General features: G+C 73.3%; 6 protein-coding genes. 3 read left to right on the plus strand and 3 right to left on the minus strand.

Annotation, left to right across the window (positions count from 1 at the left end; all coding sequences use genetic code 11):
* Positions 1–6,591, plus strand: a complete 6,591-nt coding sequence (locus D2L64_RS02035; RefSeq protein ID WP_119572694.1) for a non-ribosomal peptide synthetase — start codon at positions 1–3, stop codon at positions 6,589–6,591.
* 66 nt (positions 6,592–6,657) lie between these two features.
* Positions 6,658–10,680, plus strand: a complete 4,023-nt coding sequence (locus tag D2L64_RS02040; protein WP_119572695.1) for a non-ribosomal peptide synthetase — start codon at positions 6,658–6,660, stop codon at positions 10,678–10,680.
* Positions 10,681–10,738: 58 nt separating this feature from the next.
* Here D2L64_RS02040 and D2L64_RS02045 read toward each other — a convergent pair whose 3' ends face one another.
* Positions 10,739–12,292, minus strand: a complete 1,554-nt coding sequence (locus D2L64_RS02045; protein ID WP_199714364.1) for an MFS transporter — start codon at positions 12,290–12,292, stop codon at positions 10,739–10,741.
* A gap of 766 nt (positions 12,293–13,058) precedes the next feature.
* Here D2L64_RS02045 and D2L64_RS02050 point away from each other — a divergent pair.
* On the plus strand, positions 13,059–13,577 hold the full coding sequence (locus D2L64_RS02050; RefSeq protein ID WP_158603429.1) for a MarR family winged helix-turn-helix transcriptional regulator: 519 nt from the start codon (positions 13,059–13,061) through the stop codon (positions 13,575–13,577).
* Positions 13,578–13,648: 71 nt separating this feature from the next.
* Here the strand turns inward: D2L64_RS02050 and D2L64_RS02055 are convergent, their stop codons facing one another.
* A complete protein-coding gene (locus D2L64_RS02055; RefSeq protein ID WP_119572697.1) occupies positions 13,649–14,308 on the minus strand; it encodes an STAS domain-containing protein in 660 nt (219 codons plus the stop codon).
* A gap of 86 nt (positions 14,309–14,394) precedes the next feature.
* Positions 14,395–14,664 (minus strand): GlsB/YeaQ/YmgE family stress response membrane protein, encoded by a 270-nt coding sequence (locus tag D2L64_RS02060; protein WP_119572698.1) that lies wholly within the window; start codon positions 14,662–14,664, stop codon positions 14,395–14,397.
* Positions 14,665–14,690: the final 26 nt, after the last annotated feature.

The raw sequence follows: 14,690 nt of genomic DNA on the forward strand, positions 1-14,690 counted from the left end.
ATGACCCAGCACGCCCAACGCCTGTCCACCCTCACCGCCGAGCAGCGTGCACTGCTGCTCAAGCAGGTCGGCGCCCAGCTGACCGAGCGCCAGCGGCCCAGCACCCGGATTCCCCGCCGGCCCCAGGCCGGTGACCGCGCACCCGTGTCGTACCTCCAGGAGCAGCTCTGGTTCCTCGACCAACTGGTGCCGGGACAGTCGACGTACAACGTGCCGTCGGTGTTCCGGCTGCGGGGCCCGCTGGATCTGACCGCGTTGCGTCGGGCCCTGGCCGACATCGTCGAACGGCACGAGGCGTTGCGGACCACCATCCGGGCCGAGAACGGCGAGCCGTACCAGCACGTCGCCGAGCCCGGCGAACAACCGCACCAACTGGTCGTCGACGACCTCAGCGACATCGCTGACCCACCGGCCCGGCTGGCCGAGGGGCAGCGCCGGGTGCAGGAGGAGATCCGGCGCCCGTTCGACCTGGCGACCGGGCCACTGTTCCGGTCGTTGCTGGTCCGCCTCGACGACACCGACCACCTGCTCGCGGTGACCATGCACCACGTCGCCTCCGACGGCTGGTCCCAGGCGGTGCTCACCAACGAGCTGTCCGAGCTGTACGCGGCCCACCACGCCGGTCGCCCCCCGGCGCTGCAACCGCTGCCGGTGCAGTACGGCGACTACGCGGCCTGGCAGCGCAACCAGCTCAGCGACGAGGTCTTCGACGGCCAGCTCGACTACTGGCAGCAGCGGCTGCGCGGGCTGCCCACCCTGGAACTGCCCACCGACCGGCCACGACCGGCGACCATGTCGTACCGCAGCGCCGCGGTGTCGCACACCCTCGGCGGTGACCTGCTGCACCGGCTGCGGCAGCTCTCGGCCCGCAACAACACCACCCTGTTCATGACGCTGATGACGGCGTACCAGGCGGTGCTGGCCCGCTACAGCGGGCAGGACGAGATCGTGGTGGGCACCACCACCACCGGGCGGGAACCGGCCGAGCTGGAACCGTTGATCGGGTACTTCGTGAACATGGTGGTGCTGCGCACCGACGTGGCCGACGACCCCACCTTCGGGCAACTGCTGCAACGGGTACGCGGCGTGGTGCTGGAGGCGTGGAAACACCAGCAGGTGCCGTTCGAGAAGGTGGTGGAACGGATCCAGCCGGTGCGGGACCCGTCGCGCAACCCGCTGTTCCAGGTCGGCCTGCAACTGCTCGGCAGCGCCACCCAGAGCACCGAGCCGAACCTGCCCGGCCTCACCGTCTCGGCGCTGGACGCCAACCCCGGCGGACACCCGTTCGACCTGTCGATCACCGCCACCGAGAGCCCGGACCAGCTCCGGCTGGTCGCGGACTACTCGGTGGACCTGTTCGACGAGCCGCGGATGGCCCGGCTGCTGCGGCACCTGGAACGGGTGCTGCGCGCCGCCGTCGACGCCCCGGACACCCCGCTGTCGGCGCTGCCGCTGCTCGACGAGGAGGAACGCACCCTGCTGCTGCACACCTGGCAGGGGCCGAAGGGGCAGCGGGCCCGGGAACCGGTGCACGTACAGATCGCCCGGCTCGCCACCGAGCGTCCCGACCTGGTGGCGGCCACCCTGGACGGTGCCGAGCTGACCTACGGCGAACTGCACCGCCGCGCCACCGTGCTCGCCCACCGGTTCCGGGATCTGGGCGTGGGCCGCGAAGACATCGTCGCGCTGCTGCTGGAACGCGGCTTCGACCTGATCGTCGGCATGGTCGCCGCGCAGCAGGCCGGCGGCGCCTTCGTGGTGATGGACCCCGGCCACCCGGTACGCCGCATCGAGTTCATCCTCGCCGACACCGCGGCCAAGGCGGTGGTGACCCGCGACGCGTTGGCCGACCGGCTGCCCGAGGAGAGCGGCGCCACCCGGGTGCTGGTGGACACCGACTGGCCGGCGCTGGAGCAGGCGGCCGGCGCGGCGGCACCGCTGACCGAACTGGCCGACGAGAACTCCCTGGCGTACGTGCTCTACACCTCCGGGTCGACCGGCAAGCCCAAGGGCGTGATGATCGAGCACCACGCGCTCAACACGTTCCTGCTCTGGCTCGGCAACATCTTCGACTTCGGCCCCGGTGACCGGCTGCTGCAACACATGGCGCCGATCTTCGACTTCGCCGAGGGCGAGATCTTCACCGCGCTGACCCGCGGCGTGACCATGGTGTTCGTACCCGAGGAGCACCGCACCGACCCGGACGTCATCGGGCAACTGCTGGTCTCCGAACGGATCACCTACATCGGCGGCCCACCGGCCATCCTGGGCCGCATCCCGCCGGGCGCCTACCCCGACCTCAAGTACATGATCGCCGGTGGGGAGGCGGTGACCGGCGACCTGATCAACCGGTGGAACACCCCGGGTCGCCGGTTCATCAACGGGTACGGCCCGACCGAGGCGGCCGTCGGCTGCATCTACTACGAGTGCGAGCACCGCACCTGGACCGGCCAGCCGCCGATCGGCCGGGCCATGCCCAACCGGGTGGCGTACGTGCTGGACCGGTTCAACAACCTCCAGCCCATCGGCGTACCCGGTGAGGTGGTCACCGGCGGTGAGGGACTGGCCCGCGGCTACCTGAACCGGCCCGAGCTGACCGCCGAGAAGTTCCTCGACGACCCGTACCGGCCGGGGGAGCGGATGTACCGCACCGGCGACCTGGGCGTGTGGAGCGAGGACGGGCAGATTCAGTTCCTCGGCCGGATCGACACCCAGGTCAAGCTCAACGGCCTGCGCATCGAGCTGGAGGAGATCGAGTCGACGCTGACCGCACACCCGGGCGTCGCCGAGGCCGCCGTCGCGCTGCGCGAGGACAGCCCCGGCACCAAACGGCTGGTCGGCTACGTGGTACCGGCGGCCAGCCCGGCGCCGGACACCGAGCAACTGCGGGAACACCTGCTCGCCGACCTGCCGCCGTACATGGTGCCGCATGTCTTCGTGGCCCTGGAGGTGCTGCCGCTGACCAGCGTCGGCAAGGTGGACCGCAACCGGTTGCCGGCACCCGAGGAGGCCGGCCCGGCCGCGCAGGAGGCGTTCGTCGCCCCCCGTACCGTCCAGGAGGAGCAGGTCGCCGAGATCTTCGCGGCGGTGCTCGGCGTCGACCGGGTCGGCGCGGACGCGAACTTCTTCGAGCTGGGCGGCAACTCGCTGATGGCCGCCCGGGTGCTGTCCCGCATCGCCGAGGTCGGCGGGGTCAGCGCGACCATGCGCGACTTCTACACCAGACCGCGGGTGAGCGAGATCGCCCAACTGCTGACCGGCGCCGGTCCCGCCGAGCCGGTCGCCGAGCCGGCAGCCGACCCGGCCCGGGCCCGCCTGGAGCAGGAGATCGCCGACCTCGAACAGCGGCTGCGGGCGGCCCGCGCGGCCCTCGCCGGGCAGCAGGGCGCCGACGACAGCCGGCCCGCCGGGCACGAGGGGCAGCGGTTGCCGCTCTCACCGACCCAGGAACAGCTGTGGTTCCTGGAACAGCTCGCCCCCGGCCAGCCGACGTACCACATCCCGGTGCCGGTCCGGCTGACCGGCCCGCTCGACGCCGAGCTGCTCGGGCAGGCGCTGACCGCGGTGGTGGCCCGCCACGAGGCGTTGCGGACCACCTTCGGCGCCGACGACGACACCCCGTACCAGCTGGTGTCCCCGGCCGGTGACGTCGCGCTGCCGGTGTCGGACCTGAGCACCGTCGCCGACCGTGACCAGGCGCTGCGTGTCGAACTGGAACGCGACGCCACCACCCCGTTCGACCTGGGCCGTGACCAGATGCTGCGGGCCCGACTGCTCCGGCTCGACGGCGCCGAGCACGTGCTGAGCCTGGTACTGCACCACATCTGCGCGGACGGCTGGTCGGCCGGCGTGCTGGTCCGCGACCTGGCCGAGTACTACGACGCGCTGCGCCACGCCCGGCAGCCGCAACTGCCCACCCTGCGGTTGCAGTACGCCGACCACGCGCTGACCCAACGCCGACGCCTCGACGCGGGCGAGTTGGCGCCGCAGCTGGCGTACTGGCAGCGGCAGCTGGCCGACGCGCCGACGGCGGACCTGCCCACCGACCGGCCCCGTCCGGCCACCGCCAGCAACCGGGGCGCGCTGCTGGTGCACCGGATGCCCGTCGACGTGCTGCACGGTCTGCGCCAGGTGGCGCAGCAGGAACAGGCCAGCACGTACGCGGTGCTGCTGGCCGGGTTCAAGACGGTGCTGATGCGCTACACCGGCGTGGACGACATCGTGGTCGGCACCGCCGGTGCCGGCCGGGACCGGCCCGAGCTGGAGGACCTGGTCGGCTTCTTCGTCAACATGCTGGCGCTGCGGACCGACCTCTCCGGCGACCCGAGTTTCGCCACGGCGGTGCGCCGCACCATGGGCACCCTGCTGGCGGCCTGGGAACACCAGGACGCCCCGTTCGAGCGGGTGGTCGGCGGTCTCGGCCGGCGCCGTGACCCCAGCCGCAACCCGGTCTTCCAGGTCTCCATCGACCTGCTTAGCGGCGACCTGGTCGACTTCCGGTTCCCCGGGCTGGCGGCCGAGTTCCTCGACGTCGACCCGGGTGTCTCCCGCTTCGACATGGCGATCAACGCGTACGAGGAGACCGACGGGATCACCTTCCGGATCGAGTACGCCACCGACCTGTTCGACGTCGAACGGGTCCGGGCGATGTTCGGGCACCTGGAACGGCTGCTGCGCGCCGCCGTCGCCGCGCCGCAGACACCGCTGTCGGCGCTGCCGCTGCTCGACGACGCCGAGCGGGCCGAACTGCTCACCCTGGCCCGCGGCGAGCGACGCGAGCACCGGCCGACCACGCTGCCGGAACTCTTCGCGGCCAGCGTCGCCCGAGCCCCGCAGGCCCCGGCGGTGATCAGCAGCGAGGGCACGCTGAGCTACGCCGAACTCGACGAGCGCAGCCGCCGGCTGGCCGCCCGGCTGCGCGCCGAGGGGGTACGCACCGGCGACATCGTGCCGGTACTGCTCGACCGGGGCGTGGCCGAGGTGGTCAGCGTCCTGGCGGTGCTGCGGGCCGGTGCCGCGTACGCCCCGATGGACCCGGCGGCCCCCGCGGCCCGGCTGGCCTTCCAGGTGCGCGACACGGGCGCCCGGGTGGTGGTGGGCGACCCTGCGCTGGCCGCGACGCTCGACGGGGTCAGCGCGGTCGACCCGCACGCCGAGCTGCCGGCGGCGGCGGACGAGCCGTGGCGGTCGGAGCTGAGCCCGTCCGCGGTGGCGTACGTGCTGTTCACCTCCGGTTCCACCGGCGAACCCAAGGGGGTGCTGATCGAGCACGCGATGGTCGTCGGCTACCTGGAGTGGATGGTGCCGGACTTCGGGGTCGGCCCGGACGCGCGGGTGTTGCACTGCTGCGCCCCGGTCTTCGACCTGGCGGTGGGGGAGATGTTCAGCGCGCTGGCCGCCGGGGCGGCGGTCGTGGTCGCCGGCCCCGACGAGGTGCACCAGCCGGGCGCGCTGACCGAACTGGCCCGTGCCACCGGGGCGACCCACGTGTTCACCACGCCGACCGTGCTGGGGCTGCTCGATCCGACCCGGCTGCCGGACCTGCGCGCGGTCATGATGGCCGGCGAGCCGGCCCCGCCGTCGCTGGTGGCGACCTGGAACGTCGACGGCCGGCGGGTGTTCAACCTGTACGGACCGGCCGAGGCCACGGTCGGCTGCACCTGGTACGAGTGCCCGACCGGTGCCGAACCGGTACCGCCGGTGCCGATCGGCCGGCCGATGCCCAACCGGCGGGTCTACGTCGTCGACGACACCGGAGAGCTGGCCCCGGTCGGGGTGCCCGGCGAACTGGTGATCGCCGGGCCGGGGGTGGCCCGCGGCTACCTCGACCGTCCCGAGTTGACCGCGGCGGCCTTCGGCGCCGACGACCGGGCCGGCGACGGCCGGGCCTACCGCAGCGGTGACCTGGGCCGGTGGAACCGGGCCGGGCAGTTGGAGTTCCTCGGCCGCCGGGACGGGCAGGTGAAACTCCGGGGGCTGCGGATCGAGCTGGGCGAGATCGAACACGCCCTGCGCGCGGCGCCGGGGGTGCGGCTGGCGGCCGCCGCGGTGCACGGCTCCGGAGCCGACGCGGTCCTGGTCGGCTACGTGGTCGGTGAGCTGACCGACGCCGACCTCGACACGCTGCGTCCGGCGCTGGCCGACCGGTTGCCCGGGTACATGGTGCCCAACGTCGTGCTGCGCCTGCCGGAGCTGCCGCTGACCCGCACCGGGAAGGTGGACCGCAAGCGACTGCCCGCCCCGGACGGCGGCGCCACGCGGACCGCCTACGTGGCACCGGGTACCGACGACGAGCGCGCCGTGGCGGGTGTCTTCGCCGACCTGCTCGGCCTGGACCGGGTCGGTGTCGAGGACGAGTTCTTCCTGCGCGGCGGCAACTCGTTGCAGGCCATCCGGGCGGTCGGCCGGCTCACCGACGTGCTGGGCGTACCGCTGACGGTGCGGGACTTCTACACCGCGCCGAGCGTCGCCGCGCTGGCGGAGCTGGCCGGGCGTCGGCGGGCCGCCGAGCAGGCGGCGCAGTGGCAGCTGCTGGACGAGATCGAGCAGCTAAGCGACGACGAGGTGGAACGGCTGCTGGCGGCGGACTGATCGCCGGTCACCCCGTGGGCCCCGCCGCCGACGCGGCGGGGCCGCGGTGCCCCCGAAAGGAGTGAGATGTCCGACGAGACCTTCGACGGCAGGGTCGCCCAACTGGACGAGCGCCGGCGGCTGCTGCTGGAACGACTGCGCCGCCAACGCCGGGCGCAGCCGGCCACGATCACCGCACGCCCCGCCGGTGCCGAGCGGATACCGCTGTCGCGGGCCCAGGAGCAGCTGTGGTTCCTGGCCCAACTCGCCCCCGCCGAGCCGACCTACAACCTGGTCCAGGCCTCCTGGCTGACCGGGGAACTGGACACCGGCGCGCTGCGCCGGGCGCTGGACGAGGTGGTCCGCCGGCACGAGGCGCTGCGTACCGTGCTGGAGACTGTCGACGGTACGGCGTACCAGCGGGTCCGGCCGCCGGCCCCGGCGGAGCTGGCCGTCGACGACGTGTCCGACCTGCCCGCCGGGCGGCGCCGCCCGGCGGCGTTGGCGCTGTTACAGGACCGGGAGGTGCACCGGCCGTTCGACCTGGCCGCCGGACCGCTGTTCCGGGCCCGGCTGGTCCGCCTCGGGCCGACCGAACACGCCCTCGCGGTGGCCGTGCACCACATCGTGGTGGACGGTTGGTCGATGGGCCTGCTGGTCCGTGAGCTGGCCGCCGCGTACGCCGCCTACCGCCGGGGCGGGGTGCCGGAACTGGCCCCGGTGCCGTTGCAGTACCCCGACTTCGCCCGGTGGCAGCGCGAGCACACCGCCGAGCTGGACGACCACCTGCGGTACTGGGCGGACCGGCTGGCCGACCTGCCCACCCTGGATCTGCCCACCGACCGGCCCCGGCCGGCGACCGCGTCGTTCCGGGGCGCCATGCTCGACCATCCGCTGGACCCGCAGCTGCACGCCGGGACGCAGGCACTGGCCAAGGAGACCGGGGCGAGCCCGTTCATGGTGCTGGTGGCCGGCTTCGGCGCCCTGCTGGCCCGCTACACCGGCGCCGACGACCTGGCCGTCGGCACCACCTTCAGCGGGCGCAGCCGTCCGGAGTTGGAGCCGGTCGTCGGCTTCTTCGCCAACATGGGGGTGCTGCGGCTGGACACCTCCGGCGACCCCAGCTTCGTCACCCTGGTCGACCGGGCCCGGGACACCTGTCTGGGCGCGTGGGAACACCAGGACGCCCCCTTCGAGCGGGTGGTGCAGCGGCTGGCGCCGCCCCGCGACCCGAGCCGCAACCCGCTGTTCCAGGTGGCCGTGCAACTGCTCGACGGCTCCACCTGGGGCGGGCCGGCCCTGCCCGGCACCGACAGCGCCCCGGTCGACCTGCGGCTGGACCGGTCCCGGTTCGACCTGATGGTCAGCCTGGTCGACCACGGCGACCGGTACTCGGTGCTCACCGAGTACTCCACCGACCTGTTCGACCAGCAGCGGGTACGCACCATGCTCGAACACCTGGCCCGGCTGCTCGACGCCGGCCTGACCGACCCGGCGACCCCGCTGTCCCGGTTGCCGATGCTCGCCGGCACCGAACGGGACCGGGTGTTGGCGCTCGGCGCGGGGCCGCGGCGCGAGACCGCCCCGGCCACCGTCTACCAGCTGGTCCGCGCCCAGGCCGAGCGCACCCCGGCGGCGGTGGCGCTGCGCCACGACGGCGACCAGCTGACCTACCGGGATCTGCTGGACCGGGCGGCCCGCCGGGCGGCCCGGCTGCGCGCCGCCGGGCTGCGCCCCGGTGACCTGGTGCCGGTGCTGTTGGACCGCGGCGTGGACGAGGTGCTGACCCCGCTCGCCGTCTGGCACGCCGGCGGGGTCTACCTGCCGCTGGACACCGCCGCCCCGCCGAACCGGTTGCGCCGGATCCTGACCAACGCCGCCGCCCGGCTGGTGCTGACCCGCACCGAACACGCCGACGGGGTGCCGCCGGGGCCGTGGCAGACGCTGCTGCTCGACACCGGTGACCCGGCCGACGGCGTCGAACCGGAGCCGTCGACCGGCCCGGACGACCTGGCGTACGTGCTGCACACCTCCGGCACCACCGGCGACCCGAAGGGCGTCCAACTGCCGCACCGGGGCTTCGTCACCTATCTGGACTGGATGCGCGGGCAGTGGCGCTGCGGGCCCGGTGACCGGGTGCTGCACGGCTGCGCGCCCGTGTTCGACCTGGCCGCCGGTGAGGTGCTCGCCGCGCTCACCTCCGGTGCCACCGTCGTGGTGATCGGCAAGGACCGGCTGCTCTCCCCGGGTGGGCTCGCCGAGACCCTGGCCCAGGAACGGATCACCCACCTCTTCCTGACCCCGACCACGCTCGGTCTGGCCGAGGGCGACACCGCCCGGTTCGACGCGCTGCGGGAGGTGATGGTGGGCGGCGAGGTCTGCCCGACCGACCTGGTGACCCGCTGGGCCCGGCCGGGTCGCCGGTTCGTCAACCTGTACGGTCCGACCGAGGCCACCGTGGGCTGTCTGGCGTACGACTGCACCGACTGGACGGCACCGTCACCGCCGCCCATCGGGCGGACGATGCCGAACCGGCGCACCTACGTGGTGGACCGCTGGGACAACCCGGTGCCGGTCGGGGTACGCGGCGAGATCCTGGTCGGCGGGGCCGCCCTGAGTACCGGCTACCTCAATGACCCGGAGCTGACCGGGCAGCGGTTCACCGTCGACCCGTTCGACCCTGGCGGGCGGGTCTACCGCACCGGCGACCAGGGACACTGGGACGCCGAGGGCCGGCTGCACTTCGGCGGCCGGCTGGACGGCCAGGTCAAGCTGCGTGGGCTGCGGATCGAACTGGACGAGATCGAGGCCGTGTTGAACCGGCATCCGGCCGTCACCCGGGCCGCGGTCACCGTGGTCCGGGACGGCAACGGCGTACAGCGGCTGGTCGGCTACCTGGTGGACGGGGCCGGGCCGGCGCCGGACGCGGCACTGCGTACGCACCTGGCGGCGGAACTGCCGGCGCACCTGGTGCCCGGCCAGTTCGTCCGGCTGCCGGCCCTGCCGCTGACCACCAGCGGGAAGGTGAACCGGCGGGCGTTGCCGGCTCCCGAGGCGGGTGACCCGGCCGCGCCGGGGGTCGCCGCGGCCACCCCGACCGAGCGGCAGGTGGCGGAGATCTTCGCCGAGGTGCTGGGGGCACCCCGGGTCGGCGTCGAGACCTCCTTCTTCGACCTGGGTGGGCACTCGTTGCAGGCGGCCCACGTGCTGTCCCGCGTCGCCGGGCGGCTCGGCGTGTCGGTGCCGCTCAAGCAGTTCTACGCCACCCCCACGGTCCGGGCGGTGGCCCGGCTGGCCGGCCGGGGCCCGGTGGCGGACTCCTCGCCGCTGGTCACCCTCAAGGCGGCCGGTGGGCGGCCCCGGCTGTACTGCCCGCACGCGGTCTCCGGCTCGCCGTACTGGTACCTGCCGCTGAGTCGGGCGTTGCATCCGGAGCAGCCGATGGACGGTTTCGAGGCGCCGGGGCTGGAGGGCGACGCCGAGCCGGTCGAGGACCTGGTGGCCCTCGCCGCCCGGTACGTGGCCGCGTTGCGGCAGCGCCAGCCGCACGGGCCGTACCTGCTGGCCGGCTGGTCGATGGGGGGCTTCCTCTGCTTCGAGATGGCCCGTCAGCTCGCCGCCGACGGTGCGGCACCCGACCTCGTGGTGATGATCGACTCCAATGCGCCGGGTCCGCTGCCGTTGCCCGGCGAGCGGCAGGTCATGGAGACGTTCGTGGCCGACCTGGCCGGGCTCTCCGGCACCGCGGCGCTGCCACTGGGTGCCGAGGTGGTCGACGCGGCGGATCCGATCGCGGCGCTCACCGCGTTCCTGGTCCGGCACGGGTTGATCCCGCCGGACGTGCACGCGGACTTCGTCGCACACCGGTACGCCGTGTTCCGGGCCAACATGCGGGCCATCTACGGCTACCGTCCGGCCCCGTACCCGGGGCGGACCGTGCTGGTGCAGGCGGAGCAGGAGGCCAGCCGCGCCGCCTGGCGTCGGTGGGCACCGGCGATGGAGGTGGTGACCCTGCCCGGCGACCACTACTCGATGTGGACCCCGGCCAACCTGCCCGCCCTGGCGGCGTTGATCGACGCGGAGGTGCGGCAGCTGCTACCGGCCGGCTGATCCCACCGGGCGACGCCCGGCCCACCGTCGTGGGCCGGGCGTCGCGCCGGGACAGCGGTCAGGCGCTGCCGTCGCGGTCGGGTCCGCCCCGGCCACCGGCGACCGCACCGGTCACCGCACGCCGGTCGGCTGCGGTGGTGTCGCCCGCCGCTGCCGTCTCGGCGTCGTCGGTCTCGGTGGGGGAGTCCGGTCCGGTCTGCGTGGCCCGGGTGCGGGTGGACAGCCGCCAGGTCCGGTACGCCAGCAGGAAGCCCAGGGTCAGCAGGCCGGCGTCGATCCAGAGACTGCGGCTCAGGCCCAGCGCGGAGCGGCTCGGGTCGTTCTCGGCGGTGGCCAGGTAGACGCCGCCGACGACGACCACACTCACCACACTGGCCAGCAGCGTCCCGGTGGAGACCAGCGCGGACAACGCGGCGGCGTAGCGCGGGCCGACGGCGGCCGCGGTCTGCTCCACCAGCGTGCTGAACCCGGCCGCCATGCCCGCGCCGGCCACCAGCAGCAGTGCCGACACCACCGGGATCGGCCAGCCGCCGGCGACCACGACCGCCAGGGCGGCCAGCGCGGCGGCGAAGACCAGCAGGCCGGCGACCGGGAGGGGGCGGTGCAGCTGCTTGGGCAGCCGCGTCCAGGTCAGACTCACCGCCGCGAACCCCACCGGGTACGGGATGAACATCAGGCCCGCCTGTAGCGGGGTGTAGCCCAGGCCGTTCTGCACGTGCAGGGTGAGCGGGAACAGCACCCCGGCGAAGGCGAAGTTGAGGATGCAGCAGGCCAGCAGCCCGGACTTCACGCCACGGGGGCGTAGCGCTTCGATCTCCAGCACGGGTTGGCCACCACGGGCGGCCAGTCGTAGCTCGTACAGCACGAAGAGCACCAGGCCGACGGTGCCGGCGGCGACGCTGCCCAGGGCCCAGGCCGGCCAGCCCTGTTCGCGGCCGAAGACCAGCGGGGCGACCACCGCGCCCATCGAGGTGGCGAGCAGGACGATGCCGAGGATGTCCGGCCGGAACCGCCCGGTGGGGGTGTGTCCCGGCAGGTAGCGCGGCGCCGCCGCCAGCAGGGCCAGGCCGATCGGTACGTTGACCAGGAAGGCGGCTCGCCAGCCGCTGCCGAGCAGGTCGGCGCTGACGATCACGCCGCCGGCGATCTGACCGGCGGCGACCCCGAGGGCGAGGACCATCGAGTAGAGCCCGATCGCCCGGGCCCTTGCGGTGCCGGTGAAGACGACCTGGATGACCGAGAGGACCTGGGGGACCATCATGGCGCCGAAGGCGCCCTGCAGGAGGCGGGCGGCGACCAGCGTGCCGGCGGTCGGGGCGATGCCGCAGAGCAGGGAGCTGACCGTGAAGCCGGTCAGCCCGATCATGAACAGTCGGCGGTGTCCCACGTCGCCGCCGAGGCGCGCGCCGGTGACCACGAGCACCGCGAACATCAACGTGTACCCGGACAGGATGAGCTGTAGGACCGCACCCGAGGTGTTCAGGTCGTCCTGGATGGTCTTGGTGGCGACGGCGACGATGGAGTTGTCCATCGTCGCCATGATCTGCGCCACCAGGAGGATGAGCAGCACCAACCGGGCGCCACGCGGCTGGCTGTCGTCCGCAGCGGACATCGACGCTCCTCGTCGGAGAAGATGGCGGGGTTCGGGTCAGTGGTAGAGGCTTCCGTGCCGACGGTGACTCTGCAACTACGTGGCGGTGGGTGTCGCGGGTCGCGCGGGGCTCGGCGTGTCGCCGCCGGTGCCGGACGGGATCCGCGGTCGCCTGCTCCGCGTCGCCGCCGCGGCGACCGGTCCGAATGCGGGCATGGGCTTGCCGACCTCCGAGCCGTCCGGCGGGTTGTGAACATCGGTTGAATGGCGACCACCGCAACCTACATAGCATTCTCTCGGGTGACAACAGTCAATTCCTCGACGACGTGCCGCTGGATCAGGCTCGCGGATCGTGGGGAGATAAGTCCTGATTGGATCCGCTATGTTCGCCAGGGGCCGGCGCCCTGTGGCGAGTTCGTTGCAGGTGTGCACGGATCGATGTTAGGCTGCCGCAAGCCTTCGTCGATCGTCGGCGGCCGACCATTCTCCGCGGCTGTTCGGCAACAGTTGGCTTTCTCTGCTATGTGCCGGCGAATGATTATCCGCTTCGCCAATGGCCGATCGCGTCGCTGTGCCGGACGGTTTCTCGGCGGCCCGGGTAGTCGGCTGCGCGGTGGGCCGCCGGGCACGAACGGTAGGAGGCGAGACTCCGCGTCGGCGCCGCCGGTGCCGGTCGAAGGCGTTTCGCGTCGCCCGGCTTCGGCGGGCCGTGATCACCTCTGGTAGTGATGTGGTCGCCAACCGAGTCGGGTGCCCGGCCCCGGAACATAATGTGCCAGCATGGGGCATGACCACCCAGTCGGAGTCGTCGGTGATCACGGAGCGTGACAGTGTCGAGTCGGCCGACGAGTTCGTCGGCGCGCTCGTCTCGCTGAGCCGGATGATGGTCGCCGTCGCCATGCGGACACTGGCGCGCATCGACGCCGACGTCACGCTGCAACAGTTCCGGACACTGGTGGTTCTGGTACCCGGCCCGCAGCGGGTGATCGATCTGGCGAAGCTGCTCGGCGTGCAGTCGTCCACCGCCACCCGGATGTGCGACCGGCTGGTCCGCAAGGGACTGGTGGCACGGCACGAACGCGTCGAGGACCGCCGGGCCGCCTGGGTCGGGTTGACCTCCGCGGGTAAGGATCTGGTCGGGCGGGGGATGCGGGAACGGCAACGGGAACTCGAACGGATTCTCGCCGACGTACGCCTCGAAGAGCCCGCGCTGCCCGCCGCCGCGTTGGTCGCCGTGCTTCGCGCCGCCGGTGAACTCACCGACGGCGCCTGGTGGCAGCAGTGGAAGGAATCGGTGGCCGAGTAGCCCGGTCCGCGGCGCCGACGTTGCCCCGGGCGGTACCGGACGAACGTCGGGCACCCCTGCCGGCGAGCGGATCAGACGGTGACGCGGGCGGCGGGCTGCCGGGCCGCCGGTGCGGACCGGGGCGCGACGGTACGGGGCCGCCCGGCCTCGGCCGGCGTGACGTCGACCAGTGCCGCGCCGTCCCGGGACACCCCCAGTTGGGCGAGCGCCTCGTCGTGGCTGTCGAAGATCGGGAAGACCCCGGCGAGTTTCATGGTGTGCAGTACGGTGCGGATGAACCTCGACGGTGCGGCCAGGCAGAGCCGCCCACCACGGTCGCGTACGTCGCGGTGGGCCCGTACCAGCAGGCCCAGCCCGGCGGAGTCGATGACCTGGACCCGGGTCAGGTCCACCACGACCGTTCCGCCCACGTCGAGGGCGGTGCGCAGCGCGACGCGCAGCGCGTCACCGGCGTCCGGGGCGACGTCGGTCACCGTCACCTCGGCCACCTGCTCGACCCCGACCCCGCCCACCGGGCGGTCGTCGTCGGGTGGGGTGCTGCCGGCCGGCAGGGTGCTGCACCGCGGGCAACGGTGCGGACCGGTCGCGAACGGGGAACCGCTCCAGCCGTGGTCGGAGACCAGGGTCCAGACGACCTCGGCGTCGGGCAGTACACAGGCGGTGCCGGTGGTGGTCTCGCCGCACACGTCGCAGATCAGGGTCATCAGATTGTCGTCCGGTACGACGGTCATCCTGCTTCCTCTCCGGTGCCGCGCCGGCTCTGGCGGGGACACGGGCTCGGGGGCGACGGGCGGCTGCGCCGTCGCCGGGCAGACGATCAGCGGGAGTCGGAGCGTTCCTTGCCGGCGGTGGCGGCCACGATCACCACGCCGACCGCGGCGAGACCGGCCTGGACGACCAGGCCCAGCAGGCTGAACCCACGGACCCCGACGAGCCAGGCGCTGATCGCGCCCAGCAGTGCGGCGGCGGCGCCGATGGTCATGGTGAGCCATAGCGGGACGCCCGACCGGCCGGGGACGGCGAGTCGGCCGAGCGCGCCGACGGCGAGGCCGACGGCGAGGGCCGCGACGATCCCGGCGACGGTCATCCTGCTCCTCGGTGCGGTGTCTGCGG

The sequence above is a fragment of the Micromonospora radicis genome (assembly GCF_003583405.1).
Lineage (GTDB): Bacteria > Actinomycetota > Actinomycetes > Mycobacteriales > Micromonosporaceae > Micromonospora > Micromonospora radicis.

Coding starts and splice junctions, on each gene's coding strand:
- D2L64_RS02045 (WP_199714364.1), bottom strand. CDS start 12,292: ATGTCCGCTGCGGACGACAGCCAGCCGCGTGGCGCCCGGTTGGTGCTG.
- D2L64_RS02040 (WP_119572695.1), top strand. CDS start 6,658: ATGTCCGACGAGACCTTCGACGGCAGGGTCGCCCAACTGGACGAGCGC.
- D2L64_RS02060 (WP_119572698.1), bottom strand. CDS start 14,664: ATGACCGTCGCCGGGATCGTCGCGGCCCTCGCCGTCGGCCTCGCCGTC.
- D2L64_RS02055 (WP_119572697.1), bottom strand. CDS start 14,308: ATGACCGTCGTACCGGACGACAATCTGATGACCCTGATCTGCGACGTG.
- D2L64_RS02050 (WP_158603429.1), top strand. CDS start 13,059: ATGACCACCCAGTCGGAGTCGTCGGTGATCACGGAGCGTGACAGTGTC.
- D2L64_RS02035 (WP_119572694.1), top strand. CDS start 1: ATGACCCAGCACGCCCAACGCCTGTCCACCCTCACCGCCGAGCAGCGT.